Genomic DNA, 26,323 nt, shown 5'->3' on the forward strand with positions numbered 1-26,323 from the left:
TGTCATTTGTCGGTATGATTACTCCGGCGGCACTCCGGGTTTCCTGGTCAGAGAGAAATTCAGGGCCACCCCGGAGATTCATCTATACATGGTGCTCCTGTATGTCATGTACGGCCTGGCTGACAATATTGCCGAGTGCTGATGTGGAGAGGGGGTGCTGTTCCTCCTGGATTTCACGGTAGTGCGCATTGATCAGGCTGCTGATAATAGCCACCTCCTTGGCAGCATGAGCCAGTAGTCTGTTAAACTCCAGCTGGCTGTTGCCGATCAGTGCCAGCAGAGCATCTTCTCCGGCATGGACGAGGAGAACAGTCTGGTTGTTGGATTGGCTGATTAACTGACCGGCACCTTTATCGCCACTCTGGATGGCAAGCGCATCGGCCAGTGAGAGCATGGAGGAGGAGATTGCCGAGAGCGAATCGGCTTCGATATCAGTTGTGGCTGCATAACCGATGGGAAGTCCGTCCGAACTGCAGAGCAGGGCGGCTTCAAGATTTGGCTCCCTTTGCAAAAGGAGTTCAAGTTCCCTGTGGCAGGCTTGTTTATAAAAACTCAATGTTGCGGCCCCCGATCATGCATCAGCGGTTAAAGCCCACGGATGCGATTTTCGGCAACCCTAGGGGAGCAACGACTCCTGAACCGTGACCTGGACTACTGTTTGTCCTCGAAGCCGAATTCGCGGATCGATTTTACACGCAGGGCCTCGTCATAGACGATTTCAACACCACGCTTGACCATATCTCCGCTCTCTTCATCTTCGAACTCTTCGTAGTAGGTAACGCGGTTGGGATGCAGAGTGCTGTCGAGCATCGGGCTGCCCAGCATCTGTTCCACGCGGAATTTGGAGTCACCTTCCTGAATCTGCAGGACTTTACCATACGCCAGCCGGTTGCCCTGATGGATGGGCTGCTGCATGCAGCCGCCAAGAAGCAGGGTGCCCATAGTCAGGGCTGCGATTAGATGTTTCATCAGGCGATCTCCGCGGGGCCACGATGGCCGTTTTCCAGAAGTGAAATGTAGTCTTGCATCCCTTTTTCCAGTGTCCAGGCAGGCTTCCAGTTCAGAAGCATTTTGCTGTCGGAAAGATCAGCCTCGGTATGCTCCTGATAGAATGTAAAAGGGTTATCAAAGTATTCGACATCGATCTGTCTGCCGAGCAGGTCGGAGAGATTGGATACAATATCATTAAAGCTGCGCGCTTCACCCGAGCCTACATTGCAGACGCCGGAGCGGGGAGCATCAAGGGCTGCGAGGTTGGCTGAAACCACATCACGGATATAGACGAAATCGCGCTTCTGCTCTCCATACTTGAAGAGGCGAACCTGTTTGCCTGCTTTTACCTGCTCGTATAGCTGCAGGATCATGGAAGCGGTTTTGTTGCCATCCCGCTCATTCTTGTGTGTTTCGCCCGGCCCGAAAACATTGAAGTAACGCAGTCCGATAATCGGTGCAGGATGCCTGTCGTACCAGCGGCAGGCGACACGATCCATGGCAAGTTTGGAGAACCCATAGATATTTTCAGGCTCTTCGCCATGGCCTATCCGATTGGGAGCTGGGGAGTTGCCGTAGGTGCCGGCAGAGGAGGCGTAGGTGACACGTGTGCCTGAAAGACTGCTGGCAGCAAGAATCCCGGCAAATGCATTGGTGTTGACCTCAACCATCAGGCGCTGGTCCATGACAGTGGTGTCGGTAATCGCAGCCTGATGAAAGATGGCGGAGAAAGCGCCGTCGGCGATCTCTTCAAGCAGGAGCGGGTCATCGCAATCGGCAGCACGCACCTCACAATCAACATGGATCAGGTTGCGCCAGTCTCCGGATGAGAAGTCGTCTACCACCACCACATCGGTAGCAGGGCGCTTCAGAAGCGCTGCAGCGATATTGGAGCCGATATAACCGGCACCGCCGGTGACCAGAATACGTTCACTCATAGTATTATCCTTCCGCCTCTTCGCCTTTCCACTGCAGTTGCAGCGCTGCCAGAGCACGGGTCGTGGCCTCGTTGCAGATATTGTATCCCGCTTTGGTGTTGACACGAGCGGTGATTTCATCGGCAGGCAGGGTGCGAACATCGGTATCGCTGAGGCCAGCTTCGGCAAACAGGCGGGAGATCCAGGAGCCAAGCCCCGACAGCTGATGAATGCGCACGATACGAATCAACTCGCCACAGCGCTCTTTGGTCACCTGGTGGCCGGTAGCAGCAGAGAGCTCCTCGGGATTGTCGTCAGCAATGGCGTCGATAGGTCGGCAGAGCAGTTTGAAAATTACCCATTCACTCTCAGAGATGAAGTTGCGATCTTCGTGGAGGGGGAATGCGCCGGGAAGGGCTTGAATATTGTTCATATCGTGACTCTGTATCCTTGGTTGAAGGCTTATTCCTGACGAATTCCGGTCAGTTTCTTCGGGCGCTCGATGTTACGTTACCTGAGAAGCAGTGCAAGCCAAGCTTTGGCCATTGGCATGTTGCATCTCACTCTCCAGTATAGGGAGTATTGCTGCTATAGTATGAATCAAGAGAGAAACTTGGAGGCGTCCTATGCGCTGGTCTGATATCAAGAGTTCGGAAAGTTCTGTGTTTACCCCTAAAAAGATCACGGTGGTCGGGGCTGGTAATGTTGGTGCCACGGCTGCTTTTCTGGCTGCCCAGAAAGAGTTGGCCGACATTGTGCTGATTGATGTGGTTGAGGGAGTGCCGCAGGGCAAGGCACTTGATATGTACGAGTCTTCTCCGATCCAGCGTTTTGACAGCTCGGTGATCGGCACCAACGATTACGCCGATACCGCCGACTCCGATCTGGTGATCATTACTGCCGGAATCGCCAGAAAGCCGGGCATGAGCCGCAATGACCTGCTCTCGATCAATGCTGGCATTGTTGCAGAGGTGACTCGCAATATTGTGGCCCATTCTCCCAACTGTATTCTTCTTGTGGTGACCAATCCGCTTGATGCAATGGTCTATACTGCACTCAAGGTTTCCGGATTTCCCAAGCACCGTGTCATCGGTATGGCCGGTGTGCTCGATGCAGCGCGTATGCGGGCATTTATCGCTGATGAACTGCAGGTATCGATCAACAACGTGCACGCTTTCGTGCTTGGAGGCCATGGCGATACCATGGTGCCGCTGCCGCGCTACTCCACCGTGGCCGGTATTCCGATCACCGAACTGCTGCCGGATGAGCGGGTTCAGGCGATCTGCGAGCGTACGGCAGATGGCGGTGCGGAAATTGTCAGGCTGCTTAAAACCGGTTCAGCATTCTATGCGCCGGGTGCTTCGGTAGTGCAGATGGCAGAGGCGATCATCCGTGACAATAAGCGGATACTGCCATGCTGCGCCTATCTTGAGGGTGAATACGGAGTGGACGGTTACTATCTCGGCGTACCGTGCAAACTGGGGGCAGGGGGGCTTGAGGCGATTGTCGAACTCGATCTTACTGAGGATGAACAGCGCGATTTATCCCGTTCTCTGGAGGCTGTGGCCGAACTTGTGAAAGCAGTCGATGCGCTCAGGCTCTATTGAAGATTTAACAGCTGCAGTACATCCTTGGCGATCTGAAGTTTCCAGTCTCACAAGGAGTCAGCCTTGAACATTCATGAATATCAGGCCAAAGCGATGCTGGCGGAGTTCGGCGTACCCGTTCCGCGCGGCAAACTGGCATTGTCGGTGGCAGAAGCGGTAACTGCAGCCGAATCGCTGAATGGCTCCGTATGGGTTGTAAAAGCGCAGATTCATGCCGGTGGACGCGGCAAGGCAGGTGGTGTTCGAATCTGCAAAAGCATCGGTGAAGTGAAGGCGGCAGCAACTGATCTTCTCGGTTCAGTGCTGGTCACCAAGCAGACAGGCGAGGCTGGTAAACAGGTAAACCGTCTCTATATCGAAGAGGGGCTGAATATTGCCCGCGAATTCTATCTGAGCCTGCTGGTCGACCGTGAAACCGAACGTGTGGCCTTTGTGGCCAGTCCTGCCGGTGGTATGGATATTGAAGAGGTGGCCGCATCGTCACCAGAGAAAATTCTTACGCTCTCTATAGCTGGAGATGAGGTCTCGGAAAACGAGGCGCAGAAGATTGCCGCCTTCCTCGGCCTTGAAGGGGAGCAGGAAAAGGCGTGCGCCGACCTGCTTGAGAAGCTGTACCGCGCTTTTACTGAAAAGGATGGCTCGATGCTGGAGCTCAATCCGCTGATTCTGACCGGAGGCGGCAAGCTGATGGCGCTTGATGCCAAGTTTGTTGCCGACAGTAATGCACTCTACCGTCATGCCGAAATTGTCGGGCTGCGCGATCTGAGTGAGGAGGATCCGCGCGAAATTGAAGCGTCACAGTTTGGTCTTAATTACATCGCGCTGGACGGCCATATCGGCTGTATGGTTAACGGTGCAGGACTTGCCATGGCGACCATGGATATTATCCAGCTCAAGGGGGACAGGCCTGCCAACTTCCTCGATGTGGGTGGCGGCGTAACGGTCGATGCGGTATGCGAGGCCTTTAAACTACTCTTCTCCGACGATCATGTGAAAGCGGTACTTGTGAATATTTTCGGCGGCATTGTACGCTGCGATATCATTGCCGGGGGGCTGCTTGAAGCGATCAAAACGCATCCGATGCGTGTTCCGGTGGTGATGCGGCTGGTTGGTACCAACGAGGAAGAGGGGAGAAGGATGGTAAAGGATGCCAGGCTTGATGTGCGCTGGGCGAACGACCTTGATCAGGCCGCAGAGCTGGCTGTTGCTGCTGCCAGGGAGGTTGCGTAAATGGGTGTTCTGCTTGATCGAAATACACGCGTCATCTGCCAGGGTTTTACCGGCAAACAGGGAAGCTTTCACTCCGGTCAGATGATCGATTACGGCACCTGTTTTGTCGGTGGCGTAACTCCCGGCAAGGGTGGCCAGAGCCATCTTGATCGCCCTGTATTCAATTCGGTTGCCGATGCGGTCAGGGAGGAGGGGGCGGAGGCTACGGTGATCTTTGTGCCGCCCCGTTTTGCAGCCGATGCGATTATCGAGGCAGCGGACGCCGGTATCAGGCTGATCTGCTGTATTACCGAGGGTATTCCTGTTCTCGATATGCTGCGTGTTAAAAAAGAGATCGCAGGCAAGCCGTGTACGCTGATCGGCCCCAACTGTCCGGGTATTATCACACCGGGCGAAGCAAAGATCGGTATCATGCCCGGCCATATTCACAGGCCGGGGCGGGTGGGCGTGATTTCCCGTTCCGGAACGCTCACCTATGAGGCGGTTGCCCAGTTGACTGAAACAGGTCTGGGGCAGAGCAGCTGTATCGGTATGGGCGGAGACCCGATTCACGGGCTCGATTTTATCGATGCCCTGAAGCTGTTCGAAGCGGATGAGCAGACCGAAGGTGTGATCATGATTGGCGAGATCGGCGGCAGTGATGAAGAGAGTGCCGCTGAATTTATTCGCAATCATATCCAAAAACCAGTCGTGGCATTTATCGCCGGCGCAACTGCTCCGAAGGGTAAGCGCATGGGCCATGCCGGAGCTATTATCTCCGGTGGCAAGGGAACGGCAGAAGCCAAGTTTGCGGCGCTGAATGCGGCTGGCGTGACCGTTGAGCGTAATCCGACTCTGCTCGGAAAGCGCATGCAGGATCTGCTCACCTGAGTTAATCAACGCCAAATCTGGCCGAATTCGTTTTGTGCTATACTCATATCAGAGGTGCCGAGATGGGTGGTGCAAAATCGATCTTTCCCAGGGGTGATATGATTCGTCAGGCCATTCGCTGGATTTCGGATATACACCAGTACGATGTCGAGACTATAGAGGAGGCATGCCGTCGGTATGACCTTTCCCCCTGCGAGGAGGAGTTCCTGCTCAAACACTTTTTACATGCAGATCAGAAGCGGGTATCCGGAAACGCAAAGCACTGACCTTTCACCACTATAGCAGTTCTTTGGAAAAGTCTATTTCCCTATTTTGAGAAGCTTGGTTACACGGCCAATCAACTCTTCAGATTTAAAGGGTTTGTTGAGAAGCAGGGAGGTTTCATCATCGACAAGGTGACTGGTCCTCTCTCTGGATGCATCGTAGCCGGTTATAAAAATAACAGGCAGTTCCGGGTTGGCTTTTCTCATCTCAAGCGCGCTGTCCAGCCCATCCTTCTTTGGCATGACGATATCGGTGATGAGCAGAGATATGTCGCGCTGATGGGCACAAAATTTCTCGAGCGCATCGACACCATCACAGGCCTGAACAACCTGATAGCCGAAGCTTTCAAGAATGGAAGCTATAGTCTGTCGAACCTCGGCAGCATCATCTGCAACCAGAATCGTGGCTGATTGACTGGCTTTGACAGTGCTGCGTTTTGTACTCTCTTTTTTATTCTCTTCAGTCTCTACAAGCGGCAGACATATCCTGAATGTAGTACCTTTGGAGAAGGTGCTGCTGACATGAATGGTGCCATTGTGGGATGCGATGATGCCATGGGCCGTGGATAGTCCGAGCCCTGTCCCTTTGCCAACATCTTTGGTAGTAAAGAAGGGTTCAAATACCTTTTCAATATCTGCCGAATTGATGCCGCTGCCGTGGATCTCCAGACGCGCCATGTTTTTACAATGAATGTTGCAGCTGCCATTATCATCACAGCTGCTGGGGATGGTTCGTGAGAGGCGAATGCAAATCTCTTTCTTTTCACTATCAATGACGGCATCACGGGCGTTGTTGATGATATTGATGATCGCCTGTTTGATGTGTGCCTGATCGGCGAATATGGTCATCGGCTCATCGGAAAGGTCCAGCTCCACCTCCACATCTTCTGGGATGCCAATCTGCGCGGTCGTCAATGCACTCATAACCAGCGCCTTCAAGTCAGTATTCTCTTTGTCGTGCTGTGACTCGCGGGAGAATGCTAGAAGCTGCTTGATCAGATGTGATGCCTCGAACGAGAGCGACTGAATATCATCCAGATGACCAGTAATTTCAGCTGGTACGCCATTTTTCTTCGCCTTCATCTGGGTTATATAGGCCTTGCCTGAGATCGCAGCCAGAAGGTTGTTGAAATTGTGGGCAACACCGCCGACCAGTGTTCCGATCGCTTCCAGTTTCTGGCTATGAAGCAGGGCATTCTCCACGCGTTTCTGTTCGGTCAGGTCAGAGAAGACACCAACCAGGAATTTTGTTTTGCCTGCATCATCAGGAATCGCTCTGACATCAAGTGCTTCCGGGTAGAGTTCACCATTCTTACGCTTGTTCCAGAGTTCGCCTTTCCACTGTCCGTTACGTCTGATCGAGCCCCACATGCGTTCGTAGAAATTACGATCCTGCTTGCCTGATTGCAGAATCCTCGGGTTTTTTCCGATCACCTCTTCCTGTGAATAGCCGGTAATCTCAGAGAAGGCCTGATTAACGTAAATGATTGTCCCGTCAGGGCGGGTAATGATGACGCTCTCGCCAGCACCCTGCAGCGCCTCGGCGAGCATTTCGATCTGCTGCTGGCTCTTCCTGAATCGTTGCAGGATGGGTGTGTAGACAAAGAGGTAGAGGGGGTAAATAGACAGGATGATGAGCAGCAGGCCATCCAGGATGGCTTCAGTAAACGGGTGGAGGGTGCCGTGGATGGTTGCTTCGAAGATCATCATATCGATTACTTCAGCAACCAGAATGATTATCGTCAGGCGGGCAACGCAGTGAAGATAAAAATATGACGTATCTTTGTTGCTCATTATGACCCCGTTCCTGACCAGAAAATGTACAATCCTATAACTATCGCCGCTGCTCAAATAAACTTTAGGCAGGGAAGTATGCTATACTTGCTCTATTATCCTAACATGAACAGGAGGTATGCATGAAAAAGGTGTTGATTGGTATTGTGGGCCTGCTTGTGGTTGTGGCGGGTGCGTTCGTATTCGTCTGGTCCAACCTGGATAGTATCGTCAAAGAGGCGATCCAGACTTACGGTTCCGAGGCTGTGAAAACAGAGGTGAGTGTGGCTGATGTGAAGCTGCAGCTGGAAACCGGATCAGGCACAATTAAGGGGCTGAAAGTTGGAAACCCGCCCGGATTCAGTAATCCGAATATTTTCGAACTCGGCATGATCAGCACGAAAATCGATACATCCACGGTGACAGAAAACCCGGTTGTGATTGATGAAATCATTATCTCTGCACCGGCAGTGGTCTATGAGATCAACAAGTCAGGCGTTTCCAATGTCGATGTGCTGAAGAAGAGTCTTGGAAAGAGCGCCGGCGAATCCGGCAGCAAGGGTGGAGATGAAGTGAAGATGGTCATCCGCAAGCTTGTGGTGGAGGGCGGTCAGGCAACGGTCCGCATTGCAGCCCTTGGCGACAAAAACCAGATTGTGAAACTGCCGAGGATTCAGCTGACCGATGTCGGCAAGAAGAGTGGTGGGGCAACGGCTGCCGAAGTGGCCCAGATTCTCTCGTCGAAGCTGCTGAATAACGTTCAGGGATCGGTAATGAAACTCGGTGTGAACCAGTATCTCGGCAAGTCAGCCGATGCAGTGACGGGCGGTGCACTGCAGAAAGCGACGGGTGGCATCGGCGGAGCCGGAGGGGCAGACAAAGCGCTTAAAGGGTTGCTTGGCAACTGATCTGTTTAAGGCAGCTGAACAGAAGGCGGATATCAGGCGCGGGGGCAGGTTCTGGCTCTCCCCTCTCAATGGCCCAGGTGAATAATGCGCGTTTATCCTTGCCATGAACGTGTTACAGTTTCCCGGCATGAGAACAGGGAGCTAGCATGAGTGAAGAGAACGGTCCGAGTCGCGAGCAGCTCAGGGCGCATCGGCAGATATTCTGGGATGCATGGCACAAGGCGCAGGCGGGATTACCGATTAATGCGCTGGAGGTGCGCATCGCGCGTGTCATTGAGATGCACCCCGAATACCATCATCTCTTCGATGATATGGAAGATTTTCTCGATCGCGATTTTCAGGTGGATGACGGCATGAACCCCTATCTCCACCTATCCTTGCATCTTGCCCTTGAGGAGCAGTTGGCGACCAAGCATCCGCCCGAGGCCGCGAACGCCATGGATCAGATGGTGGCGGTGAAAAAGATGGATCGCCACGATGCACTGCATAAACTGCTCGAGGTGCTTGCCGAAACGGTATATTACGCACAGCGCGCCGGCCAGGAGCCCGATGTTGAGGCTTATGCACGGCGTATGAAGGAGCTGGCGGCCTGATGTTCAGAAACATACTTGTTTCGATCTTCTTTTTTGTTGGCCCTGCGCTGCTAATGTTTCTGGCCCGTAATCTGACAGTAATGGGAATGATCTGGCTGAAAAACCGCCAACGCAGGGCACGCCAGCAACAGGTTATCGATATTACGCCGATCCATAAACACAGTCATCCGAACTGGTATGTCATTATCGTTGTCATTGTCAGTCTGACATGTGCAGTGACTGTTTTTTTAGAGCTTCAGAAGAAAGATGAGGTTGTGCCACAGGAGTATGTGCCGGCCTATACCGATGAGACGGGTAGTATCGTGCCCGGTCACTGGCGGCCGAAGGCTCCGGAAACCGATCAGTGATTATTCGTTCATAACAAGTGCAACCCTTCCTGTTTGACAACTTTCTGAAAATCGAAGCAATCAATGAAACCGATGTAGCTGCCGCACTGGCAGAAGGTTCTCTCTTGCTCACTGCAACGCCGCAACTGGCCACAGACTGGAAGCGTCGCCTGGTCAGTGCTTCTGCGGCCCGGGTGGTAGCTACCCCTGCCGTGGAGGAGTGGCGCCACTGGCTGGCCGCTTTGTCACGCGATTTAACGGATGTACCTGTTCCGCTGAGCCGGATGCAGGAGCTGTTGCTCTGGGAAGGTGTCATACGTGCTGATCATGCCGGTCATGGTGCATCTGCACGCGGACTCGCGCGGCATGCATCAGCGGCTTATGCTCTGATAAGGGAATACTGCATCGACAGGGGCGAGCTCAATGGCTGTGGCGATGAGGCTGAAGCGCTTGAGCGTTGGATATCTTCCATGCAACGGGAGCTTACAAAGCGGGGGCGGATCCTCAGCGCAGAGCTTCCCGATCTCCTGATTAGGAAAGTCGGTTCGCTTGTGCAGCACCGAACACTGCTGCTGGATGGTTTCAATACCCATACACCGCTTCAGCTGGCACTACTTCAGGCTCTGGATTCGGCAGGGGTTGTGTTGCGATCTGTTGTATCAGATCCTGAAAAAGTGGAGATGACACTGACCAGCTGTGCCGATGCCGAAAGTGAGTACCTGCACGTTGCGGTAGCGATTGCCGGGATGCTGAAAGAGACTCCAGATGCCCGAATCGGTGTGGTGACCAGTCGCCAGGTGACTGATAGTGAACTGTTGCGACGTATCCTCAATCAGGTGCTGCTTCCGGATTCGTCAGGGTTTGAAGAGATGCAGGCGGTAACCATGGCCGGCTTGCCGCTAACTGAGGCACCGGTGATCAGTCAGTTAATGCATCTGCTACAGATGGTCGGCAAACAGGGCGCTTCCTTTGCCGATCTGTCACACCTGCTGTTTTCACCGGGTCTGAAAGGGTATGCCGAGGAGCGACTTATCAGGGCAGCTTTTGATGCGCACTTGCGCGAAAATAATCGCCATTATCTGACATTCAAATCGCTGCTGGTGATGCAAGAGATGCAGCAGTTGCCTCTATTCTCTTCAGTGCTTAAAAGTCTGCTGCTCTGGAGCAGTAGCGCGAGGTCAGCCGCTGAATGGGTAAAAGCGGTACATCAGCTGTTACAGACAACCGGTTTTCTACAGGCTGACACGGCCAGCGGATCCAACAGCGAGGTTCGGCAACTCAATGCTTTCAAGGACTGCCTTGCATCGCTTGTTGCCGTCGACTCAGTTAGCGAAAAGGTGGAGTGGTCCACCTTCCTGACGCTTTTGCGTACGAGTTGTAACGAGGCCACGGTTCAGCTGCCGGCTCATTACCGGCAGGTGGCTGTTGTGCCGCTGGAAAGTGTGCCTGGTCTGAAGTTCGACATCCTGTTTGCAGTCGGATTTGATGAGGATGCGCTGCCGCAACCAGCTTCTCCGGCCTCTCTGCTACCACTCTCGCTGCAGCGGAAACACCGGCTGCCAGGCGCTACGGCAGCACAGGCCTATGCCGATTCATGTTTCCTCTGGCAGCAGGTACAACAAGCTGCACCGGTAGTTAGCTGCTCTTTTGCCTGCAGCAGGGAAGAGAGGCAACTGCGTGCTTCGCCGATGCTGGCAGATGTTCGAATAAAGCCGTGTAATGCACCGGAGAAAACTGCGACTGTCGTGCCGACTGAGGTGTTTGACGATGCACCAGCCGTGCCGCTGAGCGCGGAGGAGAGGATACGCGGGGGCGCAGCTATCATCAAAAACCAGTCTGCCTGTCCGTTTCGGGCCTTTGCCACGCATCGCTTGAATATCAGGCCGCTCGGCGAACCGGAACCCGGTATCGATGCCGCCAGCAAGGGCTCGCTGATACATCTGGCGCTGGAGTTCATCTGGACTCATTTGCACTCACATCGTGAACTGCTGGCGCTGGATGATGCCCAGACACGGAGCCTGATCGACGAGGCGATTGAGCATGCATGGAGCAACGGCAAGGTCACTGTCACGGATGCTGCACGCAGTTTTGAAACATCGCGTATGGCAAATGTTCTGCTGGCATGGCTGGAGACGGAGCGGGCCAGGCCTCCGTTCGAGGTGGCGTGCTGTGAAAAAGAGTATTGCCTGAGGCTGCCGGAGACCGGCACAGTGGATTTTCCAGTCCGCCTCAAAGCTGACCGTATCGACCGGGATGGTGACGGGCACAAGATCCTTATCGATTATAAAAGTGGCCAGAAGCAGAGCATTGGAAAATGGATCGGTGAGCGCATGGCTGAACCGCAGTTACCGCTTTACAGCATGGCAGAATCGCTGAGCGAGGCTGATGCGGTCTGTTTTGCGCGTGTACGCAGTGGTGATATGGGCTTTGAGGGTCTAAGCGGTGAGAAGACCGGCATCAATGGCATTGCCGTATACAGCGGCAAGGATGAGGCGGCGGAAGAGTGGGAGGATCTGCTGGATCTGTGGCGACAGAGAATCAATTTGCTTGCTGCCGAGTTCGTTGCAGGTCGCTCGGAGGTGTCACCGAGGAGTGTTGCGGCTTGTGACTACTGTTACCTTGAAGCGGTTTGCCGTATTGATGAGATCGGTTTTGAGCCGGATGCAGGGGAGGGGGAGGCGTGAGTGCAGAAGTCCGTCTGAGGGCCATCGATCCCTCGGCCTCGTATCTGGTGCAGGCACCGGCAGGATCCGGTAAGACGGAACTGCTGACCCGCAGGATCCTGAAACTGCTGGCTATCGTGGATGAGCCTGAGGAGATCCTGGCGCTTACCTTTACACGCAAGGCTGCAGCTGAGATGCGCGGGCGCGTCATAGAGGCACTGACCATGGGTAAGCCGGATGATCCGGCTTCGCACAGAATGGAGACATGGCAACTCGCCTGCGAAGCCAATGCCCGTTCCGAACAGCGCGGCTGGCATCTTTCCGAGCATCCATCGCGACTTCGTATGATGACGCTGGACAGCTTTACGCATGCCCTGGCAAGGCAAATGCCACTGCTATCCGGCCTTGGTGATATGCCAACGCCATCAACACATGTTGCCCCTCTCTATCGCGAGGCATCGGAAGCGGCAGTGGCAAAGCTTGTGCGGCGAAACCCCGGGCAGGCGGCTGTGGTACTGCTGCATCAGGACCACAACATGGTGTCGCTGATCGGCTTGCTGGCAGAGATGCTCGGCCGACGGGATCAGTGGCTGCATGACGTTGAAATGTATGCACAGGATACAGCGGGATTGCGTGCCATGCTCGAGCAAAACCTCTCGGATATCATCGCCCAGCAACTAAATGGCTGTTCAGAGAAGATTCCGATCGGGGTACGGGGGGAGATGCCAGCACTGCTCCGGTTCGCAGGTGAAAACCTGGCGGATGATGAGCTGATGGCGCTGCACTCCTGGCCCGGCAGCGGCATCGAACATCTGGCCCGCTGGCAGAAGATTGCCGGGTTCATCCTGACAAAGGACAGGCCGGACATTCGTAAGCAGGTCAATAAAAACACGGGATTCCCGACAGGAAAAGAGTTCGCAGACAACAAGCAGAAGTTCGTATCACTGCTGGAGTGCCTGTCAGGGATCGATGGACTTAATCTTCTGCTCGACGGTATCAGAAAACTTCCGGCCGAGCCCCGTTTCGATGAATCCCAGTGGCAGGTGCTTGAGGGGCTGTTTTCTCTGCTGCAGCTGGCAAACGAGCAGCTGCAGCAGCTGTTTGAGCAGCGTGGTGAGGCAGACTTTATCGAAATATCACTTCGTGCGATGCGGGCGCTGGAGGATGAAAAGGGGAGGCCGACGGATCTTCTTCTGCGGCTCGATTACCGTATTCATCATATCCTTGTCGATGAATTTCAGGATACATCGCTACTGCAGATGCGTCTGCTGCAAAATCTCACCGAAGGATGGCAGGCGGGAGATGGCACGGATCGCAGCCTGTTTATGGTCGGCGACCCGATGCAGTCGATCTACCGCTTCCGTAAGGCTGAGGTGGGGCTGTTCCTGCTGGCCGCGGCCAATCGGGCAGGATTGCCTCAGGTCGAAGCGCTCAACCTGACCCGCAACTTCCGCTCATCGCCGGTGATTGTAGACTGGGTGAACAGGGCCTTTGCATCCATATTTCCTGCAGAGCCCGATATTCTGTTGGCAGCTGTCGGTCACGCTGAGGCCCATGCGGCGCTGGATCATGACGGCAAGGTGCAGCTACATCTGCAACGGCAAAAGGATGTGATATCAGAGGCGTCCGCAGTGGTTACAACGATCCGTCGGGAGCTGGATAAGGATGCAAAGCGTATTGCGGTTCTGGCGCGTTCCCGCAAGCACCTGCACGCGATCCTGATTGCGTTGGAAGATGCCAGGATTCCATTCAGGGCTGTAGATATCCTGCCGCTGAACAGGCGTCCTGAAGTTCACATCCTGAGAGCACTGCTCAGGGCTCTGTTGCATTCTGCCGATCGCGAATCGTGGGCGGCGTTGTTGCGAGGCCTGTGTTGCGGACTTTCAACTTCAGAGCTTCATCAACTGCTGATTGGAGATTTGCGGCCTGTTGAGGTGATTATTGCCGACGAAACAGTGCTTGCACGGCTCGATGAAGATACGAGGTCCCGAATTTGCCACCTGCGTAGCGCTCTTGCCCCCTGCCTTGCAGTGGCAGGCAGAATACCGCTCAGGTCACTGCTGACAACGGCATGGAAGAGGCTGGCAATGCCGGGCCTGATCGATGCCAATGCGGCCCCCAATGTCGAAGCGATGTTTGACCTCATCGAGGAACTGGATGAGGGGGGAGTGATCAGTTTTTCTCACCTCGACGAGCGATTAGAGAAACTATATGCATCTCCGGATAATTCCGCTGAAGCCTCCCGTGTGGAGCTGCTGACCATGCATGGGGCCAAAGGGTTACAGTGGGATGTAGTAATTCTTCCTGGGTTGGGACACGGTAACAGCCGAAGTGATTCGCCACTGCTTGCCTTCACCGATGTGCCGGTGCAGGGAGGAGCACATCCTCTTGTTGCTGTCAGAGGCGCGGTACGCAGCAGTGATGCGATCTACGATCTCGTAAGGGGGGTCGAAAAAACACGGGAGAACAATGAATTTGCCAGACTTCTTTATGTTGCATGCACGCGGGCGGAATCTGCGCTCTACATGTTCGGCCACCTCAACGGTGACAGGGAGGAGGGGGCTTCCGGTTCACTGTTAAAACTGCTGTTGCCGGATGGGGCCGCAGGCGACTGTTTCGGAGCAACCGTTGCGATGATGGATGAGCAGATGGCGGATGAGATGCACCAAAGGCGTCCACTGCACCGTATCAGTACGGTGCCTGAGCCTGCAAACGATATTACCGAGGCGAATGTCGCAGCAGAGAGAGAATACTTCTGGTCCGGTGCTGAAGCGGCACCAGTCGGTAATGCCGTTCATGCTGCACTCCAGCGTATAGGTGAGCAGGGCGCCGAGCGTTGGGGTGAAGCAGAGAGCACTCAGGAACTTGCACGGATCCGGCGTCTGCTGGTCGGAGAGGGGCTGTCAGGCGAGATGCTGGATCAGGCAGAAACACGGGCCGCTACAGCACTACAGAGAACCCTTGCGAGCGAAACGGGGTGCTGGATACTCTCCGGTGAGAGCCATGACGCGCATTGTGAATGGTCCTTGAGCAGCAACGAAGATGGACATGTTGTACACCACGTTATTGATCGAAGCTTTATTGATGCAGACGGAGTCCGATGGATCATCGACTACAAAACCGCCAGCCATGAGGGCGGTGATCTTGAAGGGTTCCTTGCCGAGGAGGCGAAGCGTCATGCGCCACAACTTAGCCGTTACGCTTCAATCCTGCGAATGCTTGAGCCGGCGCGGAAAATCAGGACGGCACTCTATTTTCCAATGTTAGATGTAATGCGTGAAGTCGATTTGGCCCAGTAATTTAATGAGTGTCTGGACTCTCTTCTCAGAGTTGCGCGTTACTTGAGAATAATATCCGTGCCGAGGGACACCATCAGGGAAAATATCAGGAATAGCCCAAGTACAATCCTAGAAATTGGTGAAAGGTTTGCAGACATACAGCCTCCATGTTGGTTGGTCGCCGAAAATGTTAACGGATGAAAATGACATCCGCGTGTCATGAAAAGCATGCAGGGGAACGAGGGCTCTGTTGCTTACTTCTTTTTATTACAGAATTTCAGTAGTCCTTTCACGAATGCACGGGCAAAAATAAACTCCTGCAGGTAGCTGAAGAGTTTAACGATGCGGCGGCCTAGATACGCTGGGCGCAGGTGGTAGGTGAGATTGTTGTAGCGATGTACAGCAGCCTTTGATCGTTCAGCCTCTGCAGGGCTAACATCAAGTGATTTCTCATCAACCTTGCGGAACAGCATGTGAATGTCGGGATGGCTTTCATCAGTGAACTGACTGACAAGTTCAAAACCACACTTCTTCGCCAGTGCGATCAACGTTGCAGGAGTGAAGTTGTAGATGTGTGCATAGTGAAAGAGACGATCGTAAGTGGCGAATGGTGCCGCGAGATTAGGGCACTCCACATAGAAGAAACCATCCTCTTTTATCAGGTTGTGGATCTGAGTCAGCGCCCGGGTAGGGCTTGAAAAGTGCTCAATCACATGGATCAGCAGTACCAGATCATAGGTTGGTTCGGCAGGCAGGTCATAGAGATTGCGGTTTTCGACGGATGCTTTCAGCTGTTCACGGGTAAAAGCATTGAAATCCTTGTTCGGCTCAATGCCGCTGGCATCAAAGCCCTGCAGCTCAAATGCTTTGACAGTACAGCCGATACCGGCACCGATCTCGAACACTTTCATCTCTTTATTCAGGCGTGGAAAGAGCTGTTTGAGAATACGCTCGCCATTTTTCCAGGCGCGCATGATGCGGCGTTGAGAGGGGGTCGATTCACCATGGTAATCGCGGCGATACTGCTCAGCGTAGTAGGCGGAAACCTCCTCCTCACTCGGAACCGGAATATGGGCTACCAGGCCACAGCCGGTGCAGACGCCAGTAAACAGCTCTTCGTCCCGGCGGTCTCGATTGCTTATCTCTTCAAAAGTCGATCCTCCGCAAAGATCGCACTTCGATGCCGTATGTTGCGTCTGGTTACTGTCCAAAATGGGGCCCCTGATATGGTTTCGGGCGAATAATAGTCTAAATCGCTATCGATTTCATTGGTCTGTATAAGTCGCGTGATGGGTTGGTAATTAAGGAAATAACCACTTCTGTATCGGACTTGCATCTTTTGATTGCAGCACTGCCGGAGGGCCTGACAGTTTCTTTGCCTGATCAGACCGGCGGCGCTAGTCTGCGCGACCGTTTGATCTTCAAGTGATCGGATGACTTTTTGGAGGTGTATCCATGCTACCACGCACACAATGCGGAGACTTCAGAGTGATGCATATCGGACAGACTGTTCGTTTGAATGGCTGGGTGCAGACCAATCGCGACCACGGTGGTGTAACCTTCCTGGATGTGCGTGACCGCTCAGGGCTGGTACAGATAGTGGTCCACCCTGACACCCCTGAAATTCACAAGCTTGCACATGCGATGCGTCAGCAGGATGTGATTGAAGTGGTTGGCGAGGTGATCGCCCGTTCCGATGCTACGGTGAATGGCAGCATTCCTACCGGCGAGATTGAGGTGAAGGCCTCTGATATCGTCGTATTGAACAGCTCCGAAACTCCTCCGTTTCTCGTTGAGGATGATTGCGATACTTCCGAACAGATCAGGCTTGAGTACCGATATCTTGATCTTCGCAGGCCGAAGATGCAGAAGTTTATGGAGTTGCGTCACCGAGTAACCCATGCTGCTCGCAACTATCTCGACAGCCAGAAGTTCCTCGAAATCGAGACCCCGATTTTGAACAAGTCCACGCCTGAAGGTGCACGTGATTACCTTGTTCCTTCAAGGGTTTACCCCGGTTCATTTTATGCACTTCCGCAAAGCCCGCAAATATTCAAACAGCTGCTGATGGTCGCAGGCATGGACCGCTACTACCAGATTGCCCGCTGCTTCCGTGATGAGGATCTGCGCGCAGATCGCCAGCCTGAATTTACCCAGGTCGATCTGGAGCTCTCCTTTGTAGATCAGGAGGATGTGATGGCTGTCGCTGAGGGACTTCTGCGCGCCATGTTCGATGCCGGCGTCGGTATTCGCCTGCCTGAGGAGTTTCCGCGTATTACCTATAACGATGCAATGGCGAGGTATGGCCTTGATCGTCCCGATGTCCGTTTTGGTCTTGAGCATGTTGATGTCACCGAATTGATGAAAAAGGTGGAATTCAAGGTGTTCCGCGAGCCTGCAGACAATGGCGGCCTGATTAAGGTGATGCGTGTGCCGAATGGCGGCGAGCAACTCTCCCGCAAACAGATCGACGACTACACCAAGTTTGTATCCATTTACGGCGCACGTGGCCTTGCCTGGATCAAGGTGAACGATCTGTCCGACCTGCCGGGTGGCCTGCAGTCACCGATCGTGAAATTCCTGCCTGAAGATGTGTTGTCCGAACTGCTGCATGCGTGCGGTGCCGCGAACGGCGACATTCTTTTCTTCGGTGCCGGAGACACCAAAATCGTCAATGATGCGCTGGGTCACCTGCGCGTGAAGCTTGGCCATGATCTGAACCTGATCGCTGAAAATGATCATCGTTTCGTATGGGTGGTCGACTTTCCGATGTTCGCCTGGAATGAGGATGAGAAGCGCCCTGAGGCGCTGCACCACCCGTTTACCGCACCACGCGAGGATGAGTTGCACAAGCTGGAGAGTGATCCACTGAATATCTGCTCTCAGGCATATGATCTGGTCTGGAACGGCACCGAGATCGGTGGCGGTTCGATTCGTATTCATAGCCCTGAAGTACAGTCTCGTGTTTTTAAAACCCTCGGTATCTCCGATGAAGAGGCGAACGAAAAGTTCGGATTCCTGGTCAAAGCGTTGAAGTACGGAGCTCCTCCACATGGTGGTCTGGCATTCGGTCTCGACCGGGTACTGGCATTGATGGCCGGTGTCGATTCAATCCGTGATGTCATCGCATTTCCCAAGACGCAGAAAGCAGCTGACCCCATGTCCGAGGCACCCGGCGAGGTTTCTGAAGAGCAGTTGAAAGAGCTGGGTCTACGCAAGCGTCGTATCCTTCAGGAGAGCTGATACCTTTTTCTCTGGCCGGCTGATTGACATCGTCGGTGAACAGGCCAATCATTCAAGGTATGAAACGTGGTCTGTTCATCCTGCTAATCATGCTCTCTGCCTGTGCGACCAAACCGCCTGTGCAGGAGATGTCCAACGCACGTGCTGCAATTATGGCGGCGCAGGAGTTGCCGGGCAGCAACGAAAAATCAGACTCCTACCTGAAATCTGCTGAAACGGCTCTGGAAGAGGCGGCAGAAGCCATTCGTCAGGAGCGCTATGAGAGCGCACGAAACAAGGCTCTGGAAGCCAAGCGTAATGCACAGTCAGCTGCAAGGCTGAAGCAAGCTTCTGCTCCAGAAACTCCCCAGGAAAGTAAGCACTAATCAAGTTTTCTTCAGCGAGGTACAAGCATGACCTTTGATAAGATATCTGTGCCGGAAAGTGGCGAAAAAATAACCATGGGCGAAGGCGGAAAGCTGAATGTGCCCGATCACCCGATCGTGACATTTATCGAGGGTGATGGAACCGGTCGCGATATCTGGAGAGCCTCACAGCGTGTTCTGGATGCTGCTGTCGATAAGGCTTACGGCGGCTCACGCAAGATCGCCTGGATGGAGGTCTTTGCCGGTGAGAAGGCCTGGAATTTGTATGGTCAGAACGATGATGCCTGGTTGCCTCAGGAGACTCTGGATGCATTCTCCGAATACCTGATCGGTATCAAAGGGCCACTGACGACTCCGATCGGCGGCGGAATCACCTCTCTGAATGTAGCACTGCGCCAGAAGCTCGATCTCTACACCTGCCTGCGCCCTGTGAAATATTTCGATGGGGTGCCGTCACCCGTCAAGCACCCTGAAGATGTGGACATGGTGATCTTTCGCGAAAACTCAGAGGATATCTATGCCGGGATCGAGTGGGCAGCGGGATCCGATGAAGTGAAGCGGGTGATTACATTCCTGCAGGATGAGATGGGTGTTACCAAGATCAGGTTTCCCGAGTCGAGTGGCATCGGAGTCAAACCGGTTTCACAGGAGGGGACAGCACGTCTGGTGCGAGCCGCCATCCAGTATGCGATCGACAATATGCGTGATTCGGTAACGCTGGTACATAAAGGCAACATCATGAAATTTACCGAAGGGGGCTTCCGCAACTGGGGATATGAGGTCGCCAAAAACGAGTTCGGAGCTGTTGAGATTGATGGTGGCCCATGGTGTCAGCTTCCGAACGGCATCATTATCAAGGATGTTATTGCCGACATCGCACTGCAGCAGGTGCTGACTCGCGCCACGGAATTCGATGTGATCGCCACCTTGAACCTGAATGGCGATTATCTCTCTGATGCACTCGCAGCTCAGGTGGGCGGCATTGGCATCGCACCGGGAGCCAACATCAACTATTTGAGCGGCCATGCGATTTTTGAGGCGACGCACGGAACAGCTCCTAAGTATGCCGATAAAGATATGGTGAATCCCTCATCGGTTGTACTGTCGGGTGAGATGATGTTGCGTTATATGGGATGGACGGAGGCTGCCGATCTGATCCTGCAGGGTATTAATGGAGCGATCTCTGCGAAAACCGTGACCTACGATTTCCACCGCCTGATGGATGGAGCCACAAAACTCTCCACCTCTGCGTTTGGCGACGCTGTGATTTCTCATATGGGTAGTGACGAAGAGCCCCGGCCTGAGGATCAATACGATGAACTGGCTGAGAGGTTTAAGGAGCTGTTTGAGGCGGGCGCGGAGAAGAGCAGCGAGTTTGCACAGATTGCGATGGAGAAGGCACGAAAGCAGTTAACTGCGGCAGGTGCTTTCAGTGAAGAGCAGGGTAAAAACCTTAAGCGTTTCCTGGAGCGTGATTTTTCACAGATGGCCAACACCATGCGCGATGAGGCGAAAGAGAAGCTCAATCCGGCCCGTGTTGGTGCCGGAGCGATGGCTTCATTGTCAGCCCTTCTGAATATGGCCGGTAGTGCGATATCTTCGATAGCTGAGCGCACCCAGAAGGCGATCAGCTGCCGTTCGGGTGAGATTACCAGTGCAGGCACGTTGACCTGTAACGCCTGCGGGCATGAGCTGCATTTCAAGAAGACTGGCCGTGTGCCACCATGTCCGAAATGTCATGCCACCGAGTTCCGCAAGAGTTATTGATTTACAGTAACCGCAATAAAAAAGGCCGGATCGAATGATCCGGCCTTTTTAGTTTGACGTACTGGAATATCAGAAACGGAAAAAGGCTCCGGCATAGGGGCCGCTGAATGTGGTGTTAACATAGACGCTGTTAGAGTCGATTTTCAGCTTCAGCTGCCTGTATCCTGCATAGATGCCAAGCGTAGGAAGCGGTGAAAATTCCACTTGTGCATCCGCATCGAGGATGCTGTTGCCTGAATAACCGAGGTAGCCGACGCGGCCTGCTACTCCGACAAAGTCGGCAAGTGCAACACGGCCACGCAACCCAAGCGTTGGAATCGGAACGGTTGCATTGCGGCTGGTTGTAACTCCAGCGCTGGTGATCGAAGTTTTGGCCGTGATGGTTTTCAGGCTTGTTTCAACGCCGAGCTGGAAGCGTGATGGCAGGTCATCCATATTGATGAAATAATAGGTGTAACCGATATCGAACATGTCGGCTTTGAAATCACTGCTTACCGTTGATCCGGCCGCATAGTTCTGGCCATTGTAGGTAATATTGCGATTAAGTACTGCCGTGCCGCTAAAGGTCATGGGAACAAAGCCGAGTGAAAGGGCCGAGTCGCCCAGGTTGACGATGACTTCACCTGTGGGTTGCTTGCTGTTTTTCAGCCCCAGATCGGTCTCCATATCCACGCGTGTACCTGCATTGATGGCGGATGCTGCAAATTGGCCGGATGGAGAGAGAACCATGTAGCCAACTTTGATGGCAACGGTCTCATCTGCATAGGCATGGTTTGCAAAGCCGAACATCATGGCAGATAGCGCAGCTAATATTTTCAATTTCATAATAAGACTCCGGTCGAAAGATTCTAAGTTGTGTTCCAAACCCTAGCTGGCGAAGTCTCTGATGCAGCGCCTGAAAGAATGTGATTTGAATCACGCACTGTTTGTTGCTGACAGTTTCCGGATGCTGTTTCTTTCCTGACGTTGTTAGCATTTAGCAGTATCTGAGGCTACTATGCAGCCATGTTTTTGGGGGTTGATACCGGCGGAACGTTCACCGACTTTGTGCTGTTTGATGGTGCATCGGTTCGTTTCCATAAAGAGCTCTCAACCCCTGAGAATCCGTCGCTGGCCATTGAGCGGGGCATACAGAATCTTGGGCTGAATGCGAGGGATCTGCATCTTATTCACGGGTCCACCGTTGCCACCAATGCAATTCTCGAACGTAAAGGTGTAAAAACGCTCTTCATCACCAACAAAGGCCTTGAGGATCTGCTTATTATTGGCCGCCAGACGCGCCCTGAACTCTATTCGCTTACCCCGGATGAGAGGGTTCCCTGGATTCACAGTGATGATTGTATGGGGCTGTCCGGGCGCATCAATGCTGACGGGGTTGAGATAGAACCTACGAACCGGCATGAATTTGCGGCGCTGGCCAATATCATCGAAAAGGGCGACTACAAAGCAGTTGCCGTTTGCCAGCTCTTCTCCTTCCTTAATAACAGTCACGAGAAGGAGATTGCTTCAGGAATCCCTGATGGTCCGTTTGTCTCATTGTCCCACGAAGTGGTGGCGGAATATCGCGAATACGAGCGTGGAGCGACGACATTTCTCAATGCCTATGTCGGGCCGCTGGTACAGCGCTACCTGAAGCATCTGGAGCATACCTTGGCTCCAAAACATCTGTTTGTCATGCATTCCTCGGGCGGTGTGATGGCTGCGGAAGCTGCAGGATGTCAGGCTGTTAAGCTTGCACTGTCAGGTCCTGCAGGCGGTCTTGTAGCTGCACAGGCAATCGGCAGACAGTTAGGAGAATCAAAGCTGATAACCTTTGATATGGGAGGGACCAGCACCGATGTGTCGCTGATTCGTGGTGAAGCAGCAAAAACCACCGAATCGGAGATTGCAGGAATTCCCATCGCTCTGCCAATGCTCGATATTCATACCATCGGAGCTGGCGGCGGCTCACTCGCATGGATTGATGAGGCCGGACTCCCTCAGGTGGGGCCGGAATCTGCAGGGGCTTCTCCCGGCCCGGTCTGCTATGGGTTGGGGGGGCAAACGCCAGCCGTGACTGATGCCAACCTTGTGCTTGGCCGTATTCCGCCAACGGCAAAGCTTGCCGGATCTATGCTGCTTGATCGGGAGGCGGCACTCGTAGCCTTTGAGAAGTATGGCGAAACGCTTGGTCTTGGGCCGGAGTCAGCCGCTGAAGCTGTTATTCGAATTGCCGAGGAGCACATGGCTGGCGCCCTGCGTGTGGTATCGGTGCAGCGGGGACATAATCCGGATGACTTTGCGTTACTCTGTTTTGGCGGCGCAGGCGGTCTGCACGCCTGTGCTTTGGCGGATGCGCTTGGTATGCGAAGGGTGGTTGTTCCACTTGCCAGTGGCGCGTTTTCGGCGCTTGGCATGCTGGCCGGCAGGCAGCAGGGCGATTACTCACGTAGCAAGCCAATTGCTGCACTCGATGGTGATGCGATGCCTCAGCTGCAACATCTGTTTGGCGAACTTGAACAGGAGGCTGCAGCTGAAATGGAGGGTTTGACTCTTCAATTCGAGCGTCGTGTAGATATGCGTTACATGGGGCAGGGATTTCAACTTACTGTTCCTATGCATGGTGAGATCAGTGCAATGATTGAGGGTTTCACTGCGGCGCATCTGAAAGCCTATGGTCATAGTCTGGATCGCCCTGTCGAGATCGTTACTGCGAGGTTGACCGCATTTGTCGAACGACCCGAACTCAGTTTTCCGAATCTCTCTGCATCTGAAAAAGAGACTAAACCTTGCGACTTCTCCACCATTTATGGGGTCGGTGAAGTGCCGCAATATTTGAGATCAGAGCTCAGGCCCGGTTGTGACATTGCAGGCCCTGCGTTGGTGATCGAAGAGACCTCTACTCTCTGGATTTCTGCAGGATGGAGGATGAACGCCACGACCTTTGGCCACCTTTTGCTGGAGCGATGTCATGGCTTTTGATGTGGTAAAGATAAGCCTTTTTGCACACAGGTTGTCTGCGATTTGTGAGGAGATGGGGGCAGTGCTCAAGCGAAGTGCCATATCACCCAATATCCGGGATCGTGAGGACTTTTCGTGTGCCCTGTTTGATGAGAAAGGTGAATTAATCGCACAGGCTGCACATGTCCCAGTGCATCTGGGTTCAATGGCTTTTGCCATGCGCGATGTGATCCCCCGCTTTTCCTGGCAGGCCGGCGACGTGGTGGTGTTCAACGACCCGTTTCTGGGTGGTACACACCTTCCCGATATCACCGTTGTAACTCCGGTATTTGTAGGGGGTGAGTTGGTCGCTTTCACTGCCGCAAGGGCGCATCATGCCGATATTGGTGGCCTCTCTCCCGGTTCCATGGGTGTGGAGACCTCCCTTGAAGATGAAGGGGTGGTCATTTCACCCTGTTACTGGTACCGGGCGGCAGTTGAAGATCCACTGCTTGCCAGAGTGTTTTTTGATCGGGTGCGGGCACCTGTTGAACGCATGGGTGATCTTTCAGCCCAACGGGCGGCTGCCCTGCTAGGCGGCGAACGGCTGAATGAATTGAATGCGATAAACTTAAGGGGGATGTTTCAGGCGCTCTGTGACATCACTGAGGGATACGGGCGCGCTGCAGTGAAGAAGATTCCGGATGGAAGTTACAGCTTTGAGGATCGACTTGAGGACGACGGCTGTGGCTCCGGCCCGCTAACCATACGTGTCAAAGTGAGTGTAAGTGGTGAATCTGCCCATGTCGATTTTACCGGCACTGCAGGTCAGAGCAGGGGGCCGGTAAACTGTCCTCTGGCCGTGACTGCCGCGAGTGTCTACTACGTATTTCGCTGCCTGATGCCAGCCCATACGCCTCAGGCTGCAGCAGTATTTCATCCGATTACGATTAGTGCTCCGGAAGGTTGTCTTGTTAATGCTGGCAATGGAGCGGCAGTGGCTGCAGGCAATGTGGAGACCAGCCAGCGTATTGTGGATGTGCTGCTCGGGGCCCTGGCCAATGCGATCCCGGAACATATCCCCGCCGCGGCACAGGGAACCATGAATAATGTCATCTTTGGTGGCAGAACAAGCAATGAGGAGTGGGTCTATTACGAAACGGTGGCCGGAGGTATGGGGGGGCACTCAGAGGGAAACGGTCTTGCTGCTGTTCAGTGCCATATGACCAATACCAAGAACTCCTCAATTGAGGTGCTTGAGATGCACTATCCGTTGCGAATTGCTTCCTATTCACTCCGTCATGGTTCTGGCGGAGAGGGTATTTACCACGGTGGAGACGGGTTGATCCGTGAGTGGATGATCATGGAGGATTGTCACCTCTCCCTGTTAACCGAGCGAAGAAATACAGCCCCGTACGGACTTGCAGGTGGAGAAGCTGGAAAGTGCGGCAGCAACAGCCTGTGGCGAAACGGCGAGTGGCATCCTCTCTCCGCAAAAGGCAGCTTTGAGCTTCAGCGTGGCGACAGGATCAGGCTTGAAACGCCCGGTGGTGGTGGCTTCGGCAAGAAGGATAAACGATGATAATAGTAGGAATTGAGACCTCGTGTGATGAGACAGCGGTGGCGATCTATGAGGGTGATGTGGCAACCGGAAAAGGGGAGCTTCTGGCAGAACAGGTTGCTTCGCAGATCGAGACGCATGCGCGTTTTGGCGGTGTGGTGCCCGAGGTCGCTTCTCGAGAACACCTTCTGGCTCTTCCACCGATGGTTGAGTCGGTACTGGCTGAAGCGAGTCTGCCCTGGAGTCGGGTCGATTATATCGCAGTTACGGCTGGCCCTGGACTGATGGGGGCACTGCTTGTCGGAACCTCCTATGCAAGGGCTGCCGGGCTGGTTCACAACATACCGGTTCTGCCGGTTCATCACATGGAGGGTCATCTGCTTGCACCCGGACTGGCTGGCGCACTGCCCGAGTTTCCTTTTATCACGCTGCTGGTGTCCGGTGGCCATACAATGCTGGTACGGGTTGACGGAATAGGGAGCTACAGCGTGATCGGTGAAACCGTGGATGATGCGGCGGGTGAATGTTTTGATAAGTCGGCCAGGCTTCTCGGGCTTCCCTATCCGGGAGGGCCAGAGGTTGCTCTGCTGGCTAAAGGTGGAGACCGCAAACGTTTTGGCCTGCCTCGGCCAATGCTCAACAGGGATAATCTCGATTTCAGTTTTTCGGGGTTGAAAACGGCGGTGATGTATGCCGTGAAGAATGCGGGCGGAATTGAATCCTTTGATCTGCAGGCAATGAAAGATATGGCGGCCGGCATTGAAGGTTCGATCTGCGAGGTTCTGGTGAAGAAGAGTGTTCGCGCCTGTCTGCGCGAAGATGCTCCGAGGCTGGTGATTGCGGGTGGAGTGGCTGCCAATCAGACGCTGAGATCAATGCTCTTCAAGCTGGCTGAATCAAAAGGGGTTGAGGTTCATCTGCCACATCCCAAGCACTGTACCGACAATGCCGCAATGATTGCCTATGCCGGATTCCAGCATCTGTTTGCGGGTCGTAATGCTCCGGAAGAGTGGGATGCTACGCCCAGATGGACATTGCAGACATAATTGT

General features: G+C 53.8%; 22 protein-coding genes. 15 read left to right on the forward strand and 7 right to left on the reverse strand.

Annotation, left to right across the window (positions count from 1 at the left end):
* Nucleotides 1–82: 82 nt before the first annotated feature.
* The 4 genes from Ga0123462_RS04730 to Ga0123462_RS04745 form a co-directional block, all read right to left on the reverse strand.
* A complete protein-coding gene (locus Ga0123462_RS04730; RefSeq protein WP_100265244.1) occupies nt 83–556 on the reverse strand; it encodes a roadblock/LC7 domain-containing protein in 474 nt (157 codons plus the stop codon).
* Nucleotides 557–651: 95 nt separating this feature from the next.
* Complete coding sequence (locus Ga0123462_RS04735; RefSeq protein WP_100265245.1) at nt 652–969, reverse strand: outer membrane protein assembly factor BamE; 318 nt, start codon at nt 967–969, stop codon at nt 652–654.
* The gene (gene rfaD, locus Ga0123462_RS04740; protein WP_100265246.1) at nt 969–1,928 is read right to left on the reverse strand and encodes an ADP-glyceromanno-heptose 6-epimerase; all 960 of its coding nucleotides are present in this window, start codon (nt 1,926–1,928) and stop codon (nt 969–971) included. The genes Ga0123462_RS04735 and rfaD overlap by 1 nt, the downstream gene beginning before the upstream one ends.
* Before the next feature lie 4 nt (nt 1,929–1,932).
* On the reverse strand, nt 1,933–2,340 hold the full coding sequence (locus Ga0123462_RS04745) for a hypothetical protein (protein ID WP_100265247.1): 408 nt from the start codon (nt 2,338–2,340) through the stop codon (nt 1,933–1,935).
* A 193-nt stretch (nt 2,341–2,533) separates the two neighbouring features.
* On the opposite strand from Ga0123462_RS04745, the gene mdh reads away from it, so the two are divergent.
* The 4 genes from mdh (at nt 2,534) to Ga0123462_RS04765 (ending at nt 5,880) form a co-directional block, all read left to right on the forward strand.
* Nucleotides 2,534–3,514: a malate dehydrogenase gene (gene mdh / locus Ga0123462_RS04750; RefSeq protein WP_100265248.1), complete on the forward strand. Its 981-nt coding sequence runs from the start codon at nt 2,534–2,536 to the stop codon at nt 3,512–3,514.
* Between the two features lie 63 nt (nt 3,515–3,577).
* Complete coding sequence (gene sucC / locus Ga0123462_RS04755; protein WP_100265249.1) at nt 3,578–4,744, forward strand: ADP-forming succinate--CoA ligase subunit beta; 1,167 nt, start codon at nt 3,578–3,580, stop codon at nt 4,742–4,744.
* Complete coding sequence (sucD, locus tag Ga0123462_RS04760; RefSeq protein WP_100265250.1) at nt 4,745–5,614, forward strand: succinate--CoA ligase subunit alpha; 870 nt, start codon at nt 4,745–4,747, stop codon at nt 5,612–5,614. It begins immediately after the preceding gene.
* Nucleotides 5,615–5,676: 62 nt separating this feature from the next.
* The gene (locus Ga0123462_RS04765; protein ID WP_100265251.1) at nt 5,677–5,880 is read left to right on the forward strand and encodes a hypothetical protein; all 204 of its coding nucleotides are present in this window, start codon (nt 5,677–5,679) and stop codon (nt 5,878–5,880) included.
* 33 nt (nt 5,881–5,913) lie between these two features.
* On the opposite strand, the gene Ga0123462_RS04770 is transcribed toward Ga0123462_RS04765, so the two are convergent.
* The gene (locus Ga0123462_RS04770) at nt 5,914–7,671 is read right to left on the reverse strand and encodes a PAS domain S-box protein (RefSeq protein WP_100265252.1); all 1,758 of its coding nucleotides are present in this window, start codon (nt 7,669–7,671) and stop codon (nt 5,914–5,916) included.
* Between the two features lie 122 nt (nt 7,672–7,793).
* Here Ga0123462_RS04770 and Ga0123462_RS04775 point away from each other — a divergent pair, with 122 nt between their 5' ends.
* The 5 genes from Ga0123462_RS04775 to Ga0123462_RS04795 all read left to right on the forward strand — a co-directional run bounded on the left by Ga0123462_RS04775 (nt 7,794) and on the right by Ga0123462_RS04795 (nt 15,439).
* The gene (locus tag Ga0123462_RS04775) at nt 7,794–8,558 is read left to right on the forward strand and encodes an AsmA family protein (RefSeq protein WP_100265253.1); all 765 of its coding nucleotides are present in this window, start codon (nt 7,794–7,796) and stop codon (nt 8,556–8,558) included.
* 146 nt (nt 8,559–8,704) lie between these two features.
* A complete protein-coding gene (locus Ga0123462_RS04780; protein WP_100265254.1) occupies nt 8,705–9,151 on the forward strand; it encodes a DUF1841 family protein in 447 nt (148 codons plus the stop codon).
* The gene (locus tag Ga0123462_RS04785; RefSeq protein WP_100265255.1) at nt 9,151–9,498 is read left to right on the forward strand and encodes a hypothetical protein; all 348 of its coding nucleotides are present in this window, start codon (nt 9,151–9,153) and stop codon (nt 9,496–9,498) included. The genes Ga0123462_RS04780 and Ga0123462_RS04785 overlap by 1 nt, the downstream gene beginning before the upstream one ends.
* A 17-nt stretch (nt 9,499–9,515) precedes the next feature.
* Nucleotides 9,516–12,161, forward strand: a complete 2,646-nt coding sequence (locus Ga0123462_RS04790) for a PD-(D/E)XK nuclease family protein (protein ID WP_232726643.1) — start codon at nt 9,516–9,518, stop codon at nt 12,159–12,161.
* Entirely contained in the window at nt 12,158–15,439 is a 3,282-nt protein-coding gene (locus tag Ga0123462_RS04795; protein ID WP_100265256.1) for a UvrD-helicase domain-containing protein, read from the forward strand. The genes Ga0123462_RS04790 and Ga0123462_RS04795 overlap by 4 nt, the downstream gene beginning before the upstream one ends.
* Nucleotides 15,440–15,672: 233 nt before the next feature.
* On the opposite strand, the gene Ga0123462_RS04800 is transcribed toward Ga0123462_RS04795, so the two are convergent.
* Nucleotides 15,673–16,629 (reverse strand): class I SAM-dependent methyltransferase, encoded by a 957-nt coding sequence (locus Ga0123462_RS04800; RefSeq protein ID WP_100265257.1) that lies wholly within the window; start codon nt 16,627–16,629, stop codon nt 15,673–15,675.
* A 244-nt stretch (nt 16,630–16,873) separates the two neighbouring features.
* Between Ga0123462_RS04800 and aspS the strand changes: the two genes are divergently transcribed.
* Genes aspS through icd form a run of 3 tightly spaced genes read left to right on the forward strand, consistent with a single transcriptional unit; the run spans nt 16,874 to nt 20,793 of the window.
* Nucleotides 16,874–18,661 (forward strand): aspartate--tRNA ligase, encoded by a 1,788-nt coding sequence (aspS, locus tag Ga0123462_RS04805; RefSeq protein WP_100265258.1) that lies wholly within the window; start codon nt 16,874–16,876, stop codon nt 18,659–18,661.
* A 59-nt stretch (nt 18,662–18,720) separates the two neighbouring features.
* Nucleotides 18,721–19,026: a DUF4398 domain-containing protein gene (locus Ga0123462_RS04810; protein ID WP_100266494.1), complete on the forward strand. Its 306-nt coding sequence runs from the start codon at nt 18,721–18,723 to the stop codon at nt 19,024–19,026.
* Between the two features lie 27 nt (nt 19,027–19,053).
* Entirely contained in the window at nt 19,054–20,793 is a 1,740-nt protein-coding gene (gene icd, locus Ga0123462_RS04815; protein WP_100265259.1) for an NADP-dependent isocitrate dehydrogenase, read from the forward strand.
* A gap of 69 nt (nt 20,794–20,862) precedes the next feature.
* On the opposite strand, the gene Ga0123462_RS04820 is transcribed toward icd, so the two are convergent.
* Nucleotides 20,863–21,618: a porin family protein gene (locus tag Ga0123462_RS04820; RefSeq protein ID WP_100265260.1), complete on the reverse strand. Its 756-nt coding sequence runs from the start codon at nt 21,616–21,618 to the stop codon at nt 20,863–20,865.
* Nucleotides 21,619–21,798: 180 nt separating this feature from the next.
* Here Ga0123462_RS04820 and Ga0123462_RS04825 point away from each other — a divergent pair, with 180 nt between their 5' ends.
* From Ga0123462_RS04825 to tsaD, 3 genes are read left to right on the forward strand one after another with little or no spacing between them, the layout of a single operon-like run.
* Nucleotides 21,799–23,754: a hydantoinase/oxoprolinase family protein gene (locus tag Ga0123462_RS04825; RefSeq protein ID WP_100265261.1), complete on the forward strand. Its 1,956-nt coding sequence runs from the start codon at nt 21,799–21,801 to the stop codon at nt 23,752–23,754.
* Complete coding sequence (locus Ga0123462_RS04830; protein ID WP_100265262.1) at nt 23,744–25,294, forward strand: hydantoinase B/oxoprolinase family protein; 1,551 nt, start codon at nt 23,744–23,746, stop codon at nt 25,292–25,294. Before Ga0123462_RS04825 ends, Ga0123462_RS04830 begins: the two co-directional genes overlap by 11 nt.
* Nucleotides 25,291–26,319, forward strand: coding sequence for a tRNA (adenosine(37)-N6)-threonylcarbamoyltransferase complex transferase subunit TsaD (gene tsaD, locus Ga0123462_RS04835; protein ID WP_100265263.1), 1,029 nt, complete (start codon nt 25,291–25,293; stop codon nt 26,317–26,319). The genes Ga0123462_RS04830 and tsaD overlap by 4 nt, the downstream gene beginning before the upstream one ends.
* The last annotated feature ends 4 nt before the right edge of the window (nt 26,320–26,323 follow it).

This window comes from Mariprofundus ferrinatatus, from assembly GCF_002795825.1.
Taxonomy (GTDB): Bacteria; Pseudomonadota; Zetaproteobacteria; order Mariprofundales; family Mariprofundaceae; genus Mariprofundus; species Mariprofundus ferrinatatus.